The sequence below is a fragment of the Billgrantia montanilacus genome, from assembly GCF_003336675.1.
Lineage (GTDB): Bacteria > Pseudomonadota > Gammaproteobacteria > Pseudomonadales > Halomonadaceae > Halomonas > Halomonas montanilacus.
In genome coordinates this window covers 68,366-83,933 of the sequence record NZ_QPII01000006.1, presented here as the reverse complement: position 1 = coordinate 83,933, position 15,568 = coordinate 68,366, and the positions used below count along the sequence as shown (strand labels likewise).

10 protein-coding genes and 1 pseudogene are annotated in these 15,568 nt (G+C 64.5%); 4 read left to right on the top strand and 7 right to left on the bottom strand.

Annotated elements, in window-relative coordinates; genetic code table 11:
- Positions 1-6 precede the first annotated feature (6 nt).
- Both DU505_RS10230 and DU505_RS10225 read left to right on the top strand, forming a co-directional pair.
- Positions 7-591 (top strand): MiaE family protein, encoded by a 585-nt coding sequence (locus tag DU505_RS10230; protein WP_245947893.1) that lies wholly within the window; start codon positions 7-9, stop codon positions 589-591.
- Positions 592-623: 32 nt separating this feature from the next.
- Entirely contained in the window at positions 624-4,541 is a 3,918-nt protein-coding gene (locus DU505_RS10225) for an ATP-binding protein (protein ID WP_114478891.1), read from the top strand.
- 763 nt (positions 4,542-5,304) lie between these two features.
- Here the strand turns inward: DU505_RS10225 and DU505_RS10220 are convergent.
- From DU505_RS10220 to queC, 4 genes and pseudogenes are all read right to left on the bottom strand, one after another.
- Positions 5,305-5,574, bottom strand: coding sequence for a YkgJ family cysteine cluster protein (locus tag DU505_RS10220; protein WP_114478890.1), 270 nt, complete (start codon positions 5,572-5,574; stop codon positions 5,305-5,307).
- Entirely contained in the window at positions 5,571-6,416 is an 846-nt protein-coding gene (locus DU505_RS10215) for a 6-pyruvoyl trahydropterin synthase family protein (RefSeq protein ID WP_114478889.1), read from the bottom strand. Before DU505_RS10215 ends, DU505_RS10220 begins: the two co-directional genes overlap by 4 nt.
- On the bottom strand, positions 6,416-7,072 hold the full coding sequence (queE, locus tag DU505_RS10210; RefSeq protein WP_114478888.1) for a 7-carboxy-7-deazaguanine synthase: 657 nt from the start codon (positions 7,070-7,072) through the stop codon (positions 6,416-6,418). Before queE ends, DU505_RS10215 begins: the two co-directional genes overlap by 1 nt.
- 151 nt (positions 7,073-7,223) lie before the next feature.
- Positions 7,224-7,898, bottom strand: a pseudogene (queC, locus tag DU505_RS10205) (7-cyano-7-deazaguanine synthase QueC); the annotation flags it as partial.
- A gap of 247 nt (positions 7,899-8,145) precedes the next feature.
- Here queC and trhP point away from each other — a divergent pair.
- Together trhP and DU505_RS10195 are read left to right on the top strand one after the other, a co-directional pair.
- The gene (trhP, locus tag DU505_RS10200; protein ID WP_114478886.1) at positions 8,146-9,564 is read left to right on the top strand and encodes a prephenate-dependent tRNA uridine(34) hydroxylase TrhP; all 1,419 of its coding nucleotides are present in this window, start codon (positions 8,146-8,148) and stop codon (positions 9,562-9,564) included.
- Positions 9,565-10,083: 519 nt separating this feature from the next.
- Positions 10,084-11,034, top strand: a complete 951-nt coding sequence (locus DU505_RS10195; RefSeq protein ID WP_114478885.1) for a sensor domain-containing diguanylate cyclase — start codon at positions 10,084-10,086, stop codon at positions 11,032-11,034.
- Between the two features lie 43 nt (positions 11,035-11,077).
- Here DU505_RS10195 and DU505_RS10190 read toward each other — a convergent pair whose 3' ends face one another.
- The 3 genes from DU505_RS10190 to DU505_RS10180 form a co-directional block, all read right to left on the bottom strand.
- Positions 11,078-11,515 (bottom strand): REP-associated tyrosine transposase, encoded by a 438-nt coding sequence (locus DU505_RS10190; RefSeq protein ID WP_114478884.1) that lies wholly within the window; start codon positions 11,513-11,515, stop codon positions 11,078-11,080.
- 202 nt (positions 11,516-11,717) lie between these two features.
- Entirely contained in the window at positions 11,718-12,479 is a 762-nt protein-coding gene (locus DU505_RS10185; RefSeq protein WP_181872793.1) for a universal stress protein, read from the bottom strand.
- The gene (locus tag DU505_RS10180; RefSeq protein WP_245947878.1) at positions 12,466-14,886 is read right to left on the bottom strand and encodes a Lon protease family protein; all 2,421 of its coding nucleotides are present in this window, start codon (positions 14,884-14,886) and stop codon (positions 12,466-12,468) included. Before DU505_RS10180 ends, DU505_RS10185 begins: the two co-directional genes overlap by 14 nt.
- Between the last annotated feature and the right edge of the window lie 682 nt (positions 14,887-15,568).

Sequence of the window (15,568 nt, the reverse complement as noted above, 5' to 3'; positions counted from 1 at the left end):
CCGGACATGCTCGACTTCCTCGCCTGCGCGACACCCGATGCCTGGGTAGCCTGGGCACTCGAGAACCCCGAGCTGCTGCTGATCGATCATGCGCAGTGTGAAAAGAAGGCGGCCTCTACCGCCATGAGCCTGCTCTATCGCTACGTTCACGAGCCATTGCTGCTGACCAAGATGTCGCAGCTTGCCCGTGAGGAGCTGCTGCACTTCGAGCAGGTAGTGAAACTGATGGAGAGTCGGGGTATCGTCTATCGGCATCTCAGCGCTTCCCGATATGCGGAAGGGCTTCGCCGACATGTGAGCTCTCAAGATCCGGCGCGACTGGTCGATATCCTGATTATCGGCGCTTATATCGAGGCACGCAGCTGTGAACGGTTCGCTCGACTGATTCCGCATCTGGACCCCGAGCTTGCCAAGTTCTACCGCTCTCTGGTTAAGTCGGAAGGTCGTCACTACGAGGATTATCTAATGTTGGCGCGGCATCTCGCTCCAGGGCCCATAGACGACCGGGTTGCCTTTTTCGCCGAACGCGAAGCAGAGCTGATAGCCACGCCGGACAAGGCGTTTCGTTTTCATAGTGGTGTGCCGGGCTGAGCCCACCGCTTTCGCCATGCAGGGTTCCCAACATGCAGGACGCTCCACAAGACGTTCATAATAACGAATGGGATCAGCTAGCGCTGTTTGGACAGTTTTCTCTGACGCTAGGGGATGACGTTCTCACCCAGTTCAGTTACGACAAGGTCAAGGCGCTACTGGTCTATCTGCTGCTGCACCAGCAACCCGTCAACCGGGCCAGCCTGGCCGAGTTGCTGTGGCCCGACCAGGGCCTCTCTTCCGGGCGTACCAACCTGCGCCATGCCCTGCACTGCTTGCGGCAGTCGCTGGGGGAAGAGGCAGAGCGGGTGCTGGTGGTATCCCGCCAGACCATTGCCTTCCGGCTTCCGCAAGCCTGGCACTTCGACCTTAACGAACTCCAGGGTCTCCTCGAGGGACCCAAGGATATCGCGACACTGGAGCGACTGCTTCAACGCTACCGTGGCGACCTGGTCGAGGAGCTGCAGCTGCCGTCCTGCACCGAATTCCAGCGCTGGCTGGTGCAGCTGCGCAACGAGTGGCGGCAGCGGGTCATCCGCTTTGCCGAGGCCATTCTCGAGAGCAACGACGAGGTCCCGGATCACCTGTTGCAGGCCTTGGTCAGTCGTTTCTCGGGCTATGGCCCCTTCCATGAGCGCCTGGTTCGCCAGCTCGCCGAACAAGGCCAGCTGGCCGCCGCCCACGAACAGTACAGCGCCTACCTGCAGCTGCTGGCCCTTTCCGGTCAGCAGCCCGAGCCCGGCTTCCTGCAGTTGGCACGCTACTGGTCCGACGGCAACCCCGACTTGCAGGGGCTCTCCCCGCAGGGCGCCTTCTCGCGCACCCTTGCCGCCGGCAGCTCGCCGCTGCGTGAGGATGAGATCGAGCAACGCCAGCTCTCGGTCATGGCCATACGTCTACGGGTGAAGGGTGAATTCTCGGCCCGAGACGAGACCCGTGCCTGCCTGGCGCTGCAGATCGAGTTGATGCGCTGGCTGGAACAGCAGTGCCATCACCTGGGCGGCTTCTGGCTGCCGGGGGCCACCGGCGGCCTGGGCCTTGCGTGCTTCGGTACCCATGGTCCGGCCCACCAGCTGGCCGAGCTGGTCGCCTTGTACGAGCACTGCCGCCGAGTGCTCCCCGACGAGATTACGCGTCACTGGAGCGGCGAAGACGAGCCGCCGCGTATCGAACTGGCCGCCGGTCTCAACAGCGGCCGCGTGGTCTACCTGCCCGAGCGTCAGTTGGTCGACCCGCTGGGGCAGGTGTCCCAGAACGCCCTCGAACTGATGACGGCGGCGGAAGGCAGCGAACTGGTGATCTCACAGGAGGCCAGCCAGCACATGCCGCCAGCGCTGGACCTGCAGCCGCGTCTCTCCTCGCGGCTGGTGGCGAGCGATGGCCGAGTGCGCCTGAGAGCCCTGGTACTGGGGAACAACGAGGGCGGACGAGACGCCATGGCGCCCAGCCTGGTCGGGCGCGAAGCGCCGCTGCGCACCCTGCGCGACGCCCTGGCTCGTGCCGGCATCGGCCTACGTCAGAGCGTGCTGGTGCGTGGTGCCTCGGGCATGGGCAAGTCGGCGTTGATGGTGGGGTTTCGCCAGTTGGAACTGAGCCGCGACGCAGCGATCTGCTGGCAGCCCACGACGCGCCTTTCGGTGCTGGAACCCTACGGCGTGGCGCGTACCCTGCTGCGCTGGCGCCTGGACGGCGAACTCAATGTCGAAAGCCTGACCGCACTGCTCGAGGATCACCCCGAGCTGGTCCTGAGCAGCAACCAGCTGGGACTGCTGGAAGAGGCGCTGGGGGTTCGTGAATCCCCCGAGGTGGCTCAACTGGCCAAGAGCGGGGAGGCGGCCGACCTGGTCGTTGCCGTGCTCTGCCGCGTCATCGAGCGCCATGCCGCCGAGCGTACCCAGGTGCTGATGATCGATGACCTGCAGTGGCTCGACGAACCCTCTTTCCGCGTGCTGGCCGGCCTTCAGGCACGGCTGCCGATCAACTGCGCCTTCCTGCTGGTGGCCAGCCATCATGGCCGTGAGGCGTTGCCTACGCGTCTGCACTGGGACCAGCAGGTCACGCTTGGCCACCTCGATGCCATGCAGTCGTCGCGGCTGCTCTCCCAACTGGCACGGCGTTACCGGCTACACCTCAGCCCGCGTCTGCGTGGTCAGATCATCGAACGCTGCGATGGCGTGCCGCTCTATATGCAGGAGATCTGCCGCCGTCTGGAGATCGATCGCCGGGAAGGGCGCAGCGTCCACCTCGATGAGCTGCCGCGCGGCCTGCTGGGTTTGCTGGCAGGGCGTATCGACCAGCTCGACGGTGACCGGGAAGTGGCCCACGTGGCTGCCGTGCTCGGCCGGCGCTTCCGCCTGGACTTCCTGGCTGAATGCAGCGGCTGGGAAATGGCGCAGCTCAACCGTGCCCTGGAGCAGATGCGCCGCCTGGAGATCATCGAACCCGCCGGTGGCGAGGGTGGCTGCCGTGAATTCCAGTTCAGCCATCAGCTGCTTCAGGAAGCCGCCTATCTCTCTTGCCCGCGGGACGTTCGCGTACGCATTCACCGTCAGGTGGTTAGCCTGATCGAAGAGCGGTTCCCGATGTGGATCGGCCGGCACCCGGGTGACTTCGCCACCCACCTGCGCCGCAGCGGCCACTATGCTCGCGGCGCACGCTACTTCGAACTGGCGGCCCGAGAAGCGCTCAAGGTCAGTGCCAACCGCACGGCCCTGAAAATGGCTGATTTCGGCCTCGCCAGCCTGCGCCACGTCGAAGAGCAGGGCGAGCGTGAGATCAGCCTGCTCACCGTGCGCGGCCAGGCCGCCTTCGCCCTGGAAGGACACGGTTCACCCACGGCCCACGAAAGTTTCGTCCGGGCCCGTGAGCTGCTGGTCCAGTGCGAAGGGTGCAACGCCGACGACACCGAAGACCTGGAGCAGGCCTTCCTGGTGAAATGGGGGCTCTGGGTCGGCTGTAGCCAGCGCCACGCCCATGCCGATGCCTTCTCGCTGGCCGCCAGCCTGGCGTCCATCGCCAATCAGCTGGAAGACCCGCGCTATCGTCGCCTGGCCGACTATTCTCGTGCCAATTGTGAATACTGGGCCGGACGCGTCAGCCAGGCCTACGATCACCTCGACGAGATATCTCCCCTCGAGCAGCCGATGATGATCGAGTGGCTGCCGTTCTCCGAACACCCACAGGTGGCTGCGGCCTGCTTCCAGGGCTGGGCGATCTGCCTGCGCGGCGACTATCGTCGCGCCGAGCAGCAGGTCGAGTCCGCCATTCGCCTCGCCGAGCGGATCGGTCACCCCGGCTCGCTGGCAATGGCGCTGCTGTTCGCCGCGGCGCTCTATCGTCAGCTCGGTCACGTCCACCTGGCGGCGCAGCGCGCCGAGCAAGCGGTCACCCTGACCGAAACCCCGGATCTCCATCTGTGGCAGGTGTCGGCGCAGGGCGTGCTGGGCTGGCGCCGAGCACTCTCCGGCGACCGTGATGGCCTGCGTATCATGGATGGCGCCCAGGAAGAGTTCGGCGAGATCACCGGACGTGACCGCTACCACCGGCCCAACCTCTGGTACAGCGACGCCTGTGTAGCCCTCGACGAGCTGACCAGAGCCGAGGATTACCTCGACCAGTGTCTGCTGATCGCCCGCGAGCGCAGCACCCTGTTCGTGCCCGAGCTGGCCGTACAACTGGCCAGCGTTCGCCACCGCCTGGCACGTCCTCAGTCCGAGGTGCGCCTACTGGTGGAGCAGGCGCTGGAGTTTGCCCGCCTGCACGAGAATCGGCATCAGGAACTCTGTGCCCTGGAAGTCTGGTTGACCCTGGTCGACACCCGGGACGAAACCGCCCGCGAGCTTTTCCGTGAACTGCTGAACAACGTCACCCACAGCGACGCGCCGGTACTCGTCCGCTGGCGCACCCTGCTGGACCGCCGCCTGCCGCATGCAGTGAACGCGGAATCATAGCTGTAGGAGCGCTCGGTTCGGCGCTCCGACTCCGCATCGCGACTGGCGCCGATAGGCGCCCCGGCCGTCACCACCGTGGCATGAAAGAACAGCTGTAGGCGCGCTGGTTTCCATCGCGACTGGCGCCGGCAGGCGCCCCAGCGGCCACCACCGTGGCATGAAACAACAGCTGTTGGAGCGCTGCTCTGCATCGCGACTGGCGCCGCCAGGCGCCCCAGCGGAGGCTGCCGCGTTATCCGTTATCTCCAACATCGGCAACACTGCAGGGAGTCCTTCGGCCTCCAGTCGCCGATGCGTCGGACCGGAGCTGAAGCTTCCTCCAACAATGTGTGGCACCGTCGTGGAGAAGGCAGCTGTTGGAGCGCTGGTTTCATCGCGACTGGCGCCGTCAGGCGCCTCGGCGGAGGTGGCCGAGGTCGGCAGTGGTCATCACATCGGTAACACCGCCGGGAGGCCTGCGGCCTCCAGTCGTGAGCTGAAGCTTCTCATACAGCGGCGTGGTTCGCGTTGGTGGAGAGAATCATTGTTGGAGCGCTGGTTTCCATCGCGACTGGCGCCGTTAGGCGCCTCGGCGGAGGCGGCCGAGGTCGGCAGTGGTCGTCACATCGGTAACACCGCCGGGAGTCCTTCGGCCTCCAGTCGCGATCTAAAGATGCTCCTACAACTTTTTCTCATATGAAGGGTTTCTGTTGGAGCGCTCGGTTCGGCGCCCCGACTCCGCATCTCGACTGGCGCCGGTAGGCGCCTTGGCGGAGGCCGCAGCTCAGGTCGCCTGCTCCAGGGCGGTGATCCGCTCCAGTGCCTGATCGCGATCGTCGCCGCACAGGGAGTGGTCGTAGTCGAAGCGTTCACACACGGCCGGGCGCCGCGGGTCGCCGAACAGCCGGCACAGGTTGTTCTCGTCGAGCTGCACGCAGCGTACCCCGGCCGGCTTGCCCTCGGGCATGCCAGGGATCGCCGAGCTGATCGACGGCGCAATGCAGCAGGCGCCGCAGCCGGGGCGGCAGGCGCTCAAGGCTGTTTCCTCGCTCAAGGCTGTGCCTCCGCAATCGCTCCCTTGTCGACTCCCTCGAAGGCCTGGACCCGCGTGGCGCGGCCGGTTTCCTCGGTGATCTGCCGTGCCAGCCAGCCGGCGATATGTTCCACCGTGGTGGGGGTGGGTAAGGTGAGGCAACGCTCTGCCGGTAGCCGAATCATGAAGCGACCCTGCTCGGCACGATAGCGGCTGGTCATCATGCCGCGCACTACTGAATCGGGTCCGGTGGCGATATCCGCCGCGTCGACCAGGTAGCGATCTCCCAGACGCTCGGCCCATTCCGCTTCCAGCCCCGGCATACGCACGCCGCGCTGCCAGATATGCAGGCGGGAGCGGTGCCCGTGAGCGATACGCTGGCAGTTGCCCACATGCCGCTTGAGCCCGTGGCTATAGGTATAGGCGGCGCCGTCGATCACTTCGTCGCGAAGACGCAGGCGAATGTCGCTGACCCTGGGCGGCGGGCGCTTCATCATCTCCCTGGCCAACAGCTCGGCCAGTCGTTCGGTGGTGATCGTCGGCCACGGCAGCAGGGTAAAGGCCTGCCGCGGTGCGCGAACCTCCATGGGATAGGGCTGCGTGGTGCGCACGCAGAGCCCTTCGCTGCATTCGAAGATTTCCAGACCGGGCGCCTTCGTCGGAATCAGCAGCGTATGGTCGACGCCGCCATCCAGGCGTGACTTGAGCCACGGCTTGACCTCGCCGAAGTCGAACAGCATGCCATCCTCGCCAAGGTCTCCATCGAGCTCGGCATCCACGTGCCAGCTGGCGCCGATCAGGCCCCGCTGCGGGCACCATAGGGAGACGTCGAGATGGCTCAGGCGGTTGACGAACAGCGTCATCAGTCGAACCCCGCAATCTTGTGTGTCTGCAGCGACAGCCGCCACTGCGGATTGGCCAGGCAGTAGGCCACGGTGGCGCCAATGTGGCTCTCCCGCCTACCCAGCGGGCCGCTGTCCATCGGCTGCAGAAAGAAATGGTTGAAGCCGAATTTCTGGAAGCGCTCCGGCGGCGCCTGCTGCTGGGGGTAGACCAGCTTGAGCTCGTCACCGCCGGTCACTGCCAGCTCCGTCGCCCCCTTGGGGCTGACGCAGAGCCAGTCGATGCCGGGCGGCGGCATGATGGTGCCGTTGGTTTCCACCGCCACCTCGAAGCCGTGCCGGTGCATGGCGGCGATCAGCGCCTCGTCAAGCTGCAGCAGCGGCTCGCCGCCGGTGAACACCACATAGGGCGTGGCTACTTTCTCCCCGGCGCCATCCTGCTCGGGCCACAGCGCGGTCAGGTGGTCGGCCAGGGCTTCGGCATCGCTGAAGCGACCGCCGTTCTGGCCGTCGGTGCCGAGGAAATCGGTATCGCAGAAGGTACAGGCCGCGGTGGCTCGATCTCGTTCGCGGCCCGACCACAAATTACAGCCGGTGAAACGACAGAATACGCTGGCACGCCCGGCCTGGCCGCCTTCCCCCTGCAGCGTATAGAAGGCCTCCTTGACGCTATACATCGGGCGCCTCCCTGGAAGCCGGCGCATTGGTTTCGGACCGCTGCGCAGCGGCGGCGGCTTCGGGCCGGGTAGAAGTGGCGGCGGCTTCGGGCCGTGTAGAAGTGGCGGTAGCTTCGGGCCGCTTTAGATAGCCGGCTTCGGGCCGCTGTAAATAACCGAGCGGGTCGGTGGCGCCATTGGCGGCAAAGGCCGCGAGGCGCTCACGGCAGCTGCCACAGCGACCACAGGCGAGTTCCTGGCCCAGGTAGCAGGTCCAGGTATCGGCGTAGTCGAGTCCCATGGCCAGGCCATCGGCGAGAATGTCCGCCTTGGTCGAACCCAGGTAGGGCGCATGGATCCGCACCGGTTCGAAGTTGGCGATGCCCGCCACCGCATTCATGCGCTCGACGAACTCGGGCCGGCAGTCGGGGTAGAGCACATGGTCGCCGCCGTGGGCGCCGTAGTCGACGCGCCCGGCGCCGATGTTCACCGCCTTGGCGATGGCCAGCGACAGCAGAATCATGTTGCGGTTGGGCACCACCGTGGCGGTCAGGTTGTCGCTGGCGTAGTCGCCGTCAGGCATGGCGCGGTCGGCATCGGTCAGGGCCGAATTGTCGATCAGGCCATGGATGGCGCGAATGTCGACCACCTGATGCGGCACGTCGAGCTCGCGGCAGACGTGGGCGGCCACCTCGAGCTCGCGGGCGTGGCGCTGGCCATAGTCGAAGGAGAGGGCATGTACCGCCAGCCCCTCGCGCAGGGCGCGGTGAAGGACGGTAAAGGAATCCATGCCACCGGAGTAGATCACCACGGTAGCGGGCACGGAGGAAATCGCGGACTGGGTCATGGGAGACTCGTTGTCGGAGAATTTATCGGGCGGCTCTCGGTGAAAGCCGCTGGCCGGGGTCCGGTCCGGCGCGGGCCAAGTGTACGCAACTGGACGAAATCTGGCCAGAACCGGCGCCAGTTGCTAAGATTCCCGCCCCTCTCCCAAGCATCCAGGGGGCTATCTGAAACCGATCGAGCGCTGAAACCGACAAGCGCACAGAAGCTCAGCTAGCGCCCGGTGCCATCGTCCTGAAAACGGTGACCTTATGAAAGCCCCTGAACTGCTGTCCCCCGCGGGGACGTTCAAGAATATGCGCTACGCCTTCGCCTACGGCGCCGATGCCGTCTACGCTGGCCAGCCGCGCTACTCGCTGCGCGCGCGCAACAACGACTTCAAGGTCGACAACCTGCACAAGGGCATTGCCTACGCCCACGAGCGGGGCAAGCAGTTCTACGTCGCCTCCAACATCGCGCCGCACAACAGCAAGCTCAAGACCTACCTGCGCGACATGGAGTCGGTCATCGAAGCCGGCCCCGATGCGCTGATCATGTCCGACCCGGGGCTGATCATGATGGTGCGCGAGCGCTGGCCCGACCAGGAGATCCACCTCTCGGTGCAGTCCAACGTGGTCAACTACGCCGCGGCCCGGTTCTGGCAGAAGCAGGGCATCAGCCGCATCATCCTCTCCCGGGAACTGTCGCTGGCCGAGATCGGCGAGATCCGCGCCGAGTGCCCCGACCTGGAGATCGAAACCTTCGTCCACGGCGCCCTGTGCATCGCCTATTCCGGCCGTTGCCTGCTGTCCGGCTACTTCAACCACCGCGACCCCAACCAGGGCACCTGCACCAACGCCTGTCGCTGGAAGTACAACACCGTGGCCGCTTCCCACGATGAGACAGGCGACCTGGTGCCGGCCAACTCTGCCCGTGCCCATGCCGGTAGCGGGGTGTGGACCCCGGACCAGGGTGGACTGATCGCCTCTGGCGGTGGCAGCGCCGAAGTGGCCGAAAGCACCGCCACCGCCGGCGGCGTCGAAGGGCAGGACGAACTCTCTGCGTTGATCGAGGATCGCACCCGCCCGGGCGAGCTGATGCCGGTCTTCGAAGACGAGCACGGCACCTACATCATGAACTCCAAGGACCTGCGCGCTGTCCAGCACGTGCCGCAGCTCACTCAGATGGGCGTCACCTCGTTGAAGATCGAAGGGCGCACCAAGTCCCACTACTACGTGGCCCGCACCGCCCAGGTCTATCGCCGCGCTATCGACGACGCCGTCGCCGGTCGCCCCTTCGACATGCGCCTGATGGACGAACTCGATAACCTCGCCAACCGTGGCTACACCGAAGGCTTCTACCGCCGTCACGTCCACGACGAGTACCAGAACTACCAGCAAGGCAACTCCGTCGGCGTGCACCAGCAGTTTGTCGGCGAAGTGATGGGCTACGATCCGGGCCGCGGTGTCATGGAAATCGACGTCAAGAACCGCTTCGAAGTCGGCGACGGCATGGAACTGATGCTGCCTGGCGGCAACCGCCGCTTTACCCTCGAACATATCGAGAACAAGCACGGCCAAGCCGTCGGTGCCGCCCCCGGCTCCGGTCACATCGTCCGCATTCCGATACCCGGCGACCCCATCGAACCGGAACGCATCGAATACGCGCTCCTGATGCGGGATCTGGGCTAGGCCGAAGGTGCATGAAAGAACAGCTGTTGGAGCGCTGGTTCCCATCGCGACTGGCGCCGTCAGGCGCCTTGGCGGTAGTTGCGGTCGGTGAGAAAACAGCTGTTGGAGCGCTGCTCCGCATCGCGACTGGCGCCGCTAGGCGCCTTGGCGGAGGCTGCCGCCGTTTGCGGTGTTTGCTAGCCACGGCAACACCGCCGGGAGTCCTTGGGCCTCCAGTCGCGAGCTAAAGCTGCTCCAACAGCGGCGTGGCGCCGTCTGTGGAGAGATTCGCTGTTGGAGCGCCGCCGCTCCGCGTCGCGACAGGCGCCTCGGCGGAGGCCGCAGCATCAGTTGCAGGAGCGGAAGGCCCGACAGGATGCTAGAATCGAGCCTCGTGTCGAGTCGTCATGTCGGCCGTGCAAACGACAAGGGATTGGGGGCTACTCAATATAATGGTGGCCAAAAAGGTTGCCTGACCTTCTGCTGAACGAGGTTAGGGCAAGGCTCCCGGGCACTTTTGCTCCCCGTTCAGAGGTCGCCATGTCAGCCGATATCCATCGAATCACCACCAAGGGCGACTTTGATCGTTCGTTAATCGAGGCCATTCATGAGGCCTCACCCGATGGCATCCTCGTGGTGGATGATCAGGGGATGATCATGTCCCACAATCGGCGGCTATTTGAGGTGTTCGATATTCCCCTTGAGAAGTTGCCGGGTGACCATGGGGGTAACCTGGCGGGGTATTCCGAGCAGGCACCGTTGGCGCTTGCGATGGACCGGCTCGAAGCGCCCGAGGCATTTCTAAAGCGCACGCAGGAACTTTACGACGATCCTACACTGGAGGACCATTGCGAGCTTTCATTGAAAGATGGCCGCACGCTGGAACGCTTTTCCAAGGCGCTCTGGGGCAATGACAATCGATATCTGGGACGAGTCTGGTTCTTTCGTGACATCACGCCGCGCAAGGAAGTTGAGCGTAAGCTGGAGGTCCTGGCGCGGCGTGATCCTCTAACGGGCGTCGCAAACCGTCGTCATTTCTTCGAGTTATCCGGGACAGAGGTTGCTCGAGCCCGGAGGTACGGGACGCCGCTTTCCCTGGCCATGCTCGACCTCGACCACTTCAAGCAAATCAATGACCAGTTCGGGCACTCCGCCGGTGATCGGGTACTGATCAATTTCTGCAATGGTGTCGCGACATTGCTGCGCGGATCAGACGTGTTGGCTCGTCTGGGTGGTGAGGAGTTCGTCGTGCTGCTCCCTGGATCAGACCCGGATGGTGCCTTCCAACTGGCCGAACGCCTGCGCCGTCATGCCGAGAAAGCGATTGTAGAAGAGGGAGAGAGTCGCATCCGGTACACGGTGAGTGCTGGCGTGGCGAGCCTTACGCCCGACGATGCCTCGATCGAAACCGTCATGGGGCGGGCCGACGATGCCCTCTATGCTGCCAAGGCGGCCGGGCGCAACTGCACGAGGCATGAAGTCCCACGTTGACGAACAGGCTGTGCGCAGCCAGTTTTCGGATAGCGCCTAGCCATCAATCCAGCCATATCGCATCCCAATAGGGATACTCTCCGATATTCTCCACCAACCCTGCGCGTAACGGATTGGCGACGATATACCGGGCCACGGTACGAATATCCTCATCGGATCGCAGGGCGCGTTCGTAATAACCGGCATCCCACACCCGCAGACCGACCGCCATGGAGACATGGGATTTATATATCCTGACGGAATGTGCGAGATCACCTTTCAACTGCAGCAGCCAATGGACATGGTCGGGCATGACGACAAACGATTGCGTCTCGCACTGCGCATCCAGGGTGGAAATCGAAAACGCACGGCAGGCCTTGCAGGCAGTACGAAAGTCTTCAAAGAACGGGTAGCGACGGCGCGTCACCAGAGTAATGTGGTAATAGTGGCCGGGAATGGATCGACGGCCTGCTCTGAGAGCGCGTATACCGGGCGTTGTCATTATGAAAGCTCATGTTGGGCTGGCTCAGTTCAGAGTATTTGATTGGGCTAATATGTCGGTAAGCCATTTGCGGACCTTGTTGTAGGCCTTGACCAACAGAGCGTGTAATCATTATTGCAATTTGGCGGAGAGTATCGCTGTTGGAGCGCTGGTTCCCATCGCGACTGGCGCCGCCAGGCTCCCTGGCGGCAACATCATGACTCTACGCCACCACCACAATCGGCAGGGGGACATTGGCGAGTAGTTCGGGGTCTTCGTCGAGGAGCTGTTCCAGTTCGGTTCGATGCAGCAGCAGGCCGCCGGCATCGGCGTGGGAGAGATGGTTTTCCAGGTCCCGGGCGTGGCGGATCGGCAGGGGGGAGAGGCCGTCGAAGAGTGCTGACAGCCAGTTGGGCACGGCTTCTGCCCCGCCTTGGTTCAGCAGCCGCAGCGGGCCTCGCTTGAAGGGGTGCCGCTCGTCCCAGAGCAGCACTGTGCAGGGGGCTTCCAGTATGAGCCGGCGGCTGGTGGAGCCGAGCCGCGTGCCCCAGCGCTCGGTCATGCCAGCCTTGCCCAGTACCAGCACATCGTCCGGGCCAGCCTTGGCCAGGGCTTCGCCAGCGACGGGGCCGCGACTGACCTCAAGACGATGTTGCAGATCGCGCCCGGCCACGGCGAGAGCAAGCGCCTGGTTTACGCGCTGAAGCTGGCGGGCGATGCTCGCCTCCAGCGTATCCACAGTCAGCGGCCGTGTGATACCCGATTGCGCACCGATCTCGCAGGTGAACGGAAAGGCTGCACAGCTCAGCAGGTCCAGGTCTTCCACATAAACCGCGACCAGCTCGGCCTGTCGGTTGCTGGCCAGGTCCACCGCGGCGGACAGGGCTGCCAGGCTATGGCGCGAGGCGTCGAGCAACGCCAGAACGCGCGCGATTTCGAGGATGGGGCCGTCATTGCCTGGGGGCGGCGTGTCAGGCTTCGTCATCGTCACGCACCTCCTGGTCCCTGTCGTTCTCCTCGTCGCTCGTCTTGCCATTGTGCCCGCGGTTATGACGAGCCACCTTGTGGAAGGCCTCGAGACGCTCGGCAACCAGGGCGTTGACGCTGCCCTCGGGATACTGGCCATCAGCGTCGCGCTCGCCCGGCGTCATGCCGGTCAATAGCGCCAGCGCTTCGTCCAGCTCGTGGATGGCATAGACCTTGAAGTCACCGGCGGCAATGGCGTCGCGCACGTCCGACTTGAGCATCAGGTGCGCCACGTTGGTCGCCGGCAGCAAGACCCCATGGTCCTTGACCTCCCCCCGCGCCCGGCAGATGTCGAAAAAGCCCTCGATCTTCTCGTTCACGCCGCCCACCGCCTGCACCATGCCGTACTGGTCGATGGAGCCGGTGACCGCCAGACGCTGGTCGATGCCGACACGGGCGATGGCCGAGATCAACGCGCAGGCCTCGGCCACGGACGCGCTGTCGCCCTCCACGCCACCGTAGGATTGTTCGAAGGCGAGGCTGGCGGAGAGCGACAGCGGCGAATCGGGGGCAAAGCGGCTGGCCAGGTAGCGCGACAGGATCATCACCGCCTTGGAGTGGATGCGCCCGCCCATCCGCGCTTCGCGCTCGATATCCACCACTTGGCCGGCGCCGGGGCGGGCGGTGGCGGTAATGCGGCTCGGCTGGCCGAAGGCGTAGTGGCCCAGGCTTAGCACAGAAAGCCCGTTCACCTGGCCCACCTGGAAACCCTCGGTGCGAATCGCCACCGTACCGCGGGTGATCATCTCGTGGCTGCGCTCGCGCAGGCGGCTGGCGCGCCAAAGCTGCTGCTCCACCGCTTTCTCCACGTGGGCGCGCCCGATCACCGTGGCCGCGGCCTGGTCGGCCCAGTGGTCGGCCTCTTCCAGCAGGTCGCTGAGTTCGCGGTGACGGGCGGTGAGCTTGCTCTGGTCGTCGGCCAGCCGGCTGGCCCGTTCGATTACCGCCGCCACGCCGCTGCGATCAAGCGGGCGCAGGGCGGAATCCCTGACCAGGGTGGCGATCATGCGGGCGAACAGGGGTTGGTTGGCGTCGTTGCGTTCCAGCTCATCCTCCAGGTCCGCCTGCACCTTGAACAGCTCCAGGAAGTCGGGATCGTGTTCGCACAGCAGGTAATAGAATAGTCGCTCGCCGAGCAGCACCACCTTGAGGTCCAGCGGTATCGGCTCCGGCTCCAGGGTGGTGGTGCTGATCAGCCCATAGGCCTGCTCCAGCGACTCGGTGCGGATCTCGCCGGCACGCAGCTCGCGCTTCAGGGTCTCCCAGGCGCCGGGCTGCATCAGCAGGGCGCGAACATCCAGCACCAGATAGCCGCCGTTGGCGCGGTGCAGGCCCCCGGCGCGGATCAGCGAGAAGTCGGTCAGCAGGGTGCCGTTGTGAACGTGGTGTTCGATTCGGCCGACCAGGTGCTGATGGGTCGGTAGGTCCAGATAGACCACCGGCGCGCCTTCACAGCTCCGGTTATCGACGATCAGATTGATCTGGAAGCGGCTGAACAACGCTTCCGGCGGAATGTCCGGTTCATCCGCGATAAAGGAATCCGCGTGGGCGATGATCGCTTCGCGAATGGATGTCAGGTGGGCCCGTACGCCTTCATGGTCGGTATATCGTTGCTCCAGCTCCTCCAGCGGTGCCCCGATCGCGGTCTGTAGCATCTCCTCGTTCAGTGCCACCATCTGCTCGTGCAGCTGCTTGGCAAGCTTCGGCATCTGACGAATGGCACGGGAGAGCTTCTTCTGCAGCACCTTGACCGTGCCTTCGATGCGCTCGCGGTCATCCTGGGGCAGCGCCTCGAACTCCTCCGGTGACATCATCTTGTCATCGCTGGCCGGCGCGAAGGTGAACCCGTTGGGGGTGGAGAGCAACAGGATATCGTGCTCGCGGGCCTCTCGACGCACTGCCTCGATGGCATCGCGCTGGCGCTCGTTCATGGCCTGTTTCAGCTCATGCAGGCGATTCTGGTACTCGTCACCCTCGAAGACCGCGGGAATCGACCTGCTGAGCTCCTGCGTCAGCTGCTCGATGTCGGCACGCAGCACCCGGCCCATGCCGGTGGGCAGCAGCAGGTGGAGAGGCAGCGATGGGTCATCGAAGTTGTAGCGATAGGCCACGTCCGGTGGGGTGGGTTCGTCACGGGAACGCTCGGTGAGGAAGCGCCCCACCAGCTGATGCTTGCCATGCCCGGGGTTGCCCAACACATAAAGATTGAAACCATCGCTGCGCATCGCCGTGCCGAAATCCAGCGCCTCCCGCGCCCGGTCATGGCCGCTGAGCAAATCCAGCGAGGCAAGCTCGCTGCTTATCTCGAACTCGAACGCCTCCTCGGGGCAGTGGCGATACACCTGCGTCACATCCAATGGTTTCAAGATGGGTGCCTCCTTGGTCCTGGTAACACAATGCCCGACTCTTCATCCCAGTATGGAGGAGTACATGTAGAAGTGCCTGATATAAGTCAAGGTGAGAAGAAGCGGGTTGAGGCGTGGTATCCGTTGGTGGATAGGCTCGCTGTTGGAGCGCTCGGTTCGGCGCTCCGTGTCCCCATCGCGACTGGCGCCGCCAGGCGCCTTGGCGGAGGCGGCCGAGGTCGGCAGTGGTCGTCACATCGGCAACACCGCCGGGAGGCCTGCGGCCTCCAGTCGTGATCTGAAGATACTCCGACAGGGTGGCAATCGCCTGCCATGGCAGGAAAAGGCCGCTGTTGGAGCGCTGGTTCCCAACGCGACTGGCGCCGATAGGCGTCTTGGCGGAGGCGGCCGAGGTCGGCAGTGGTCGTCACATCGGCAACACCGCCGGGAGCCCTGCGGCCTCCAGTCGCCGATGCGTCGGACCGGAGCTGAAGCTTCCTCCTACAACTTTTTCTCATATGAAGGGTTTCTGTTGGAGCGCTGGTTTCCATCGCGACTGGCGCCGCCAGGCGCCTTGGCGGAGGCGGCCGAGGTTGGCAGTGGTCGCCAGCACCGGCAACGCCGCCGGGAGGCCTGCGGCCTCCAGTCGTGATCTGAAGATACTCCGACAGGGTGGCAATCGCCTGCCATGGCAGGAAAAGGC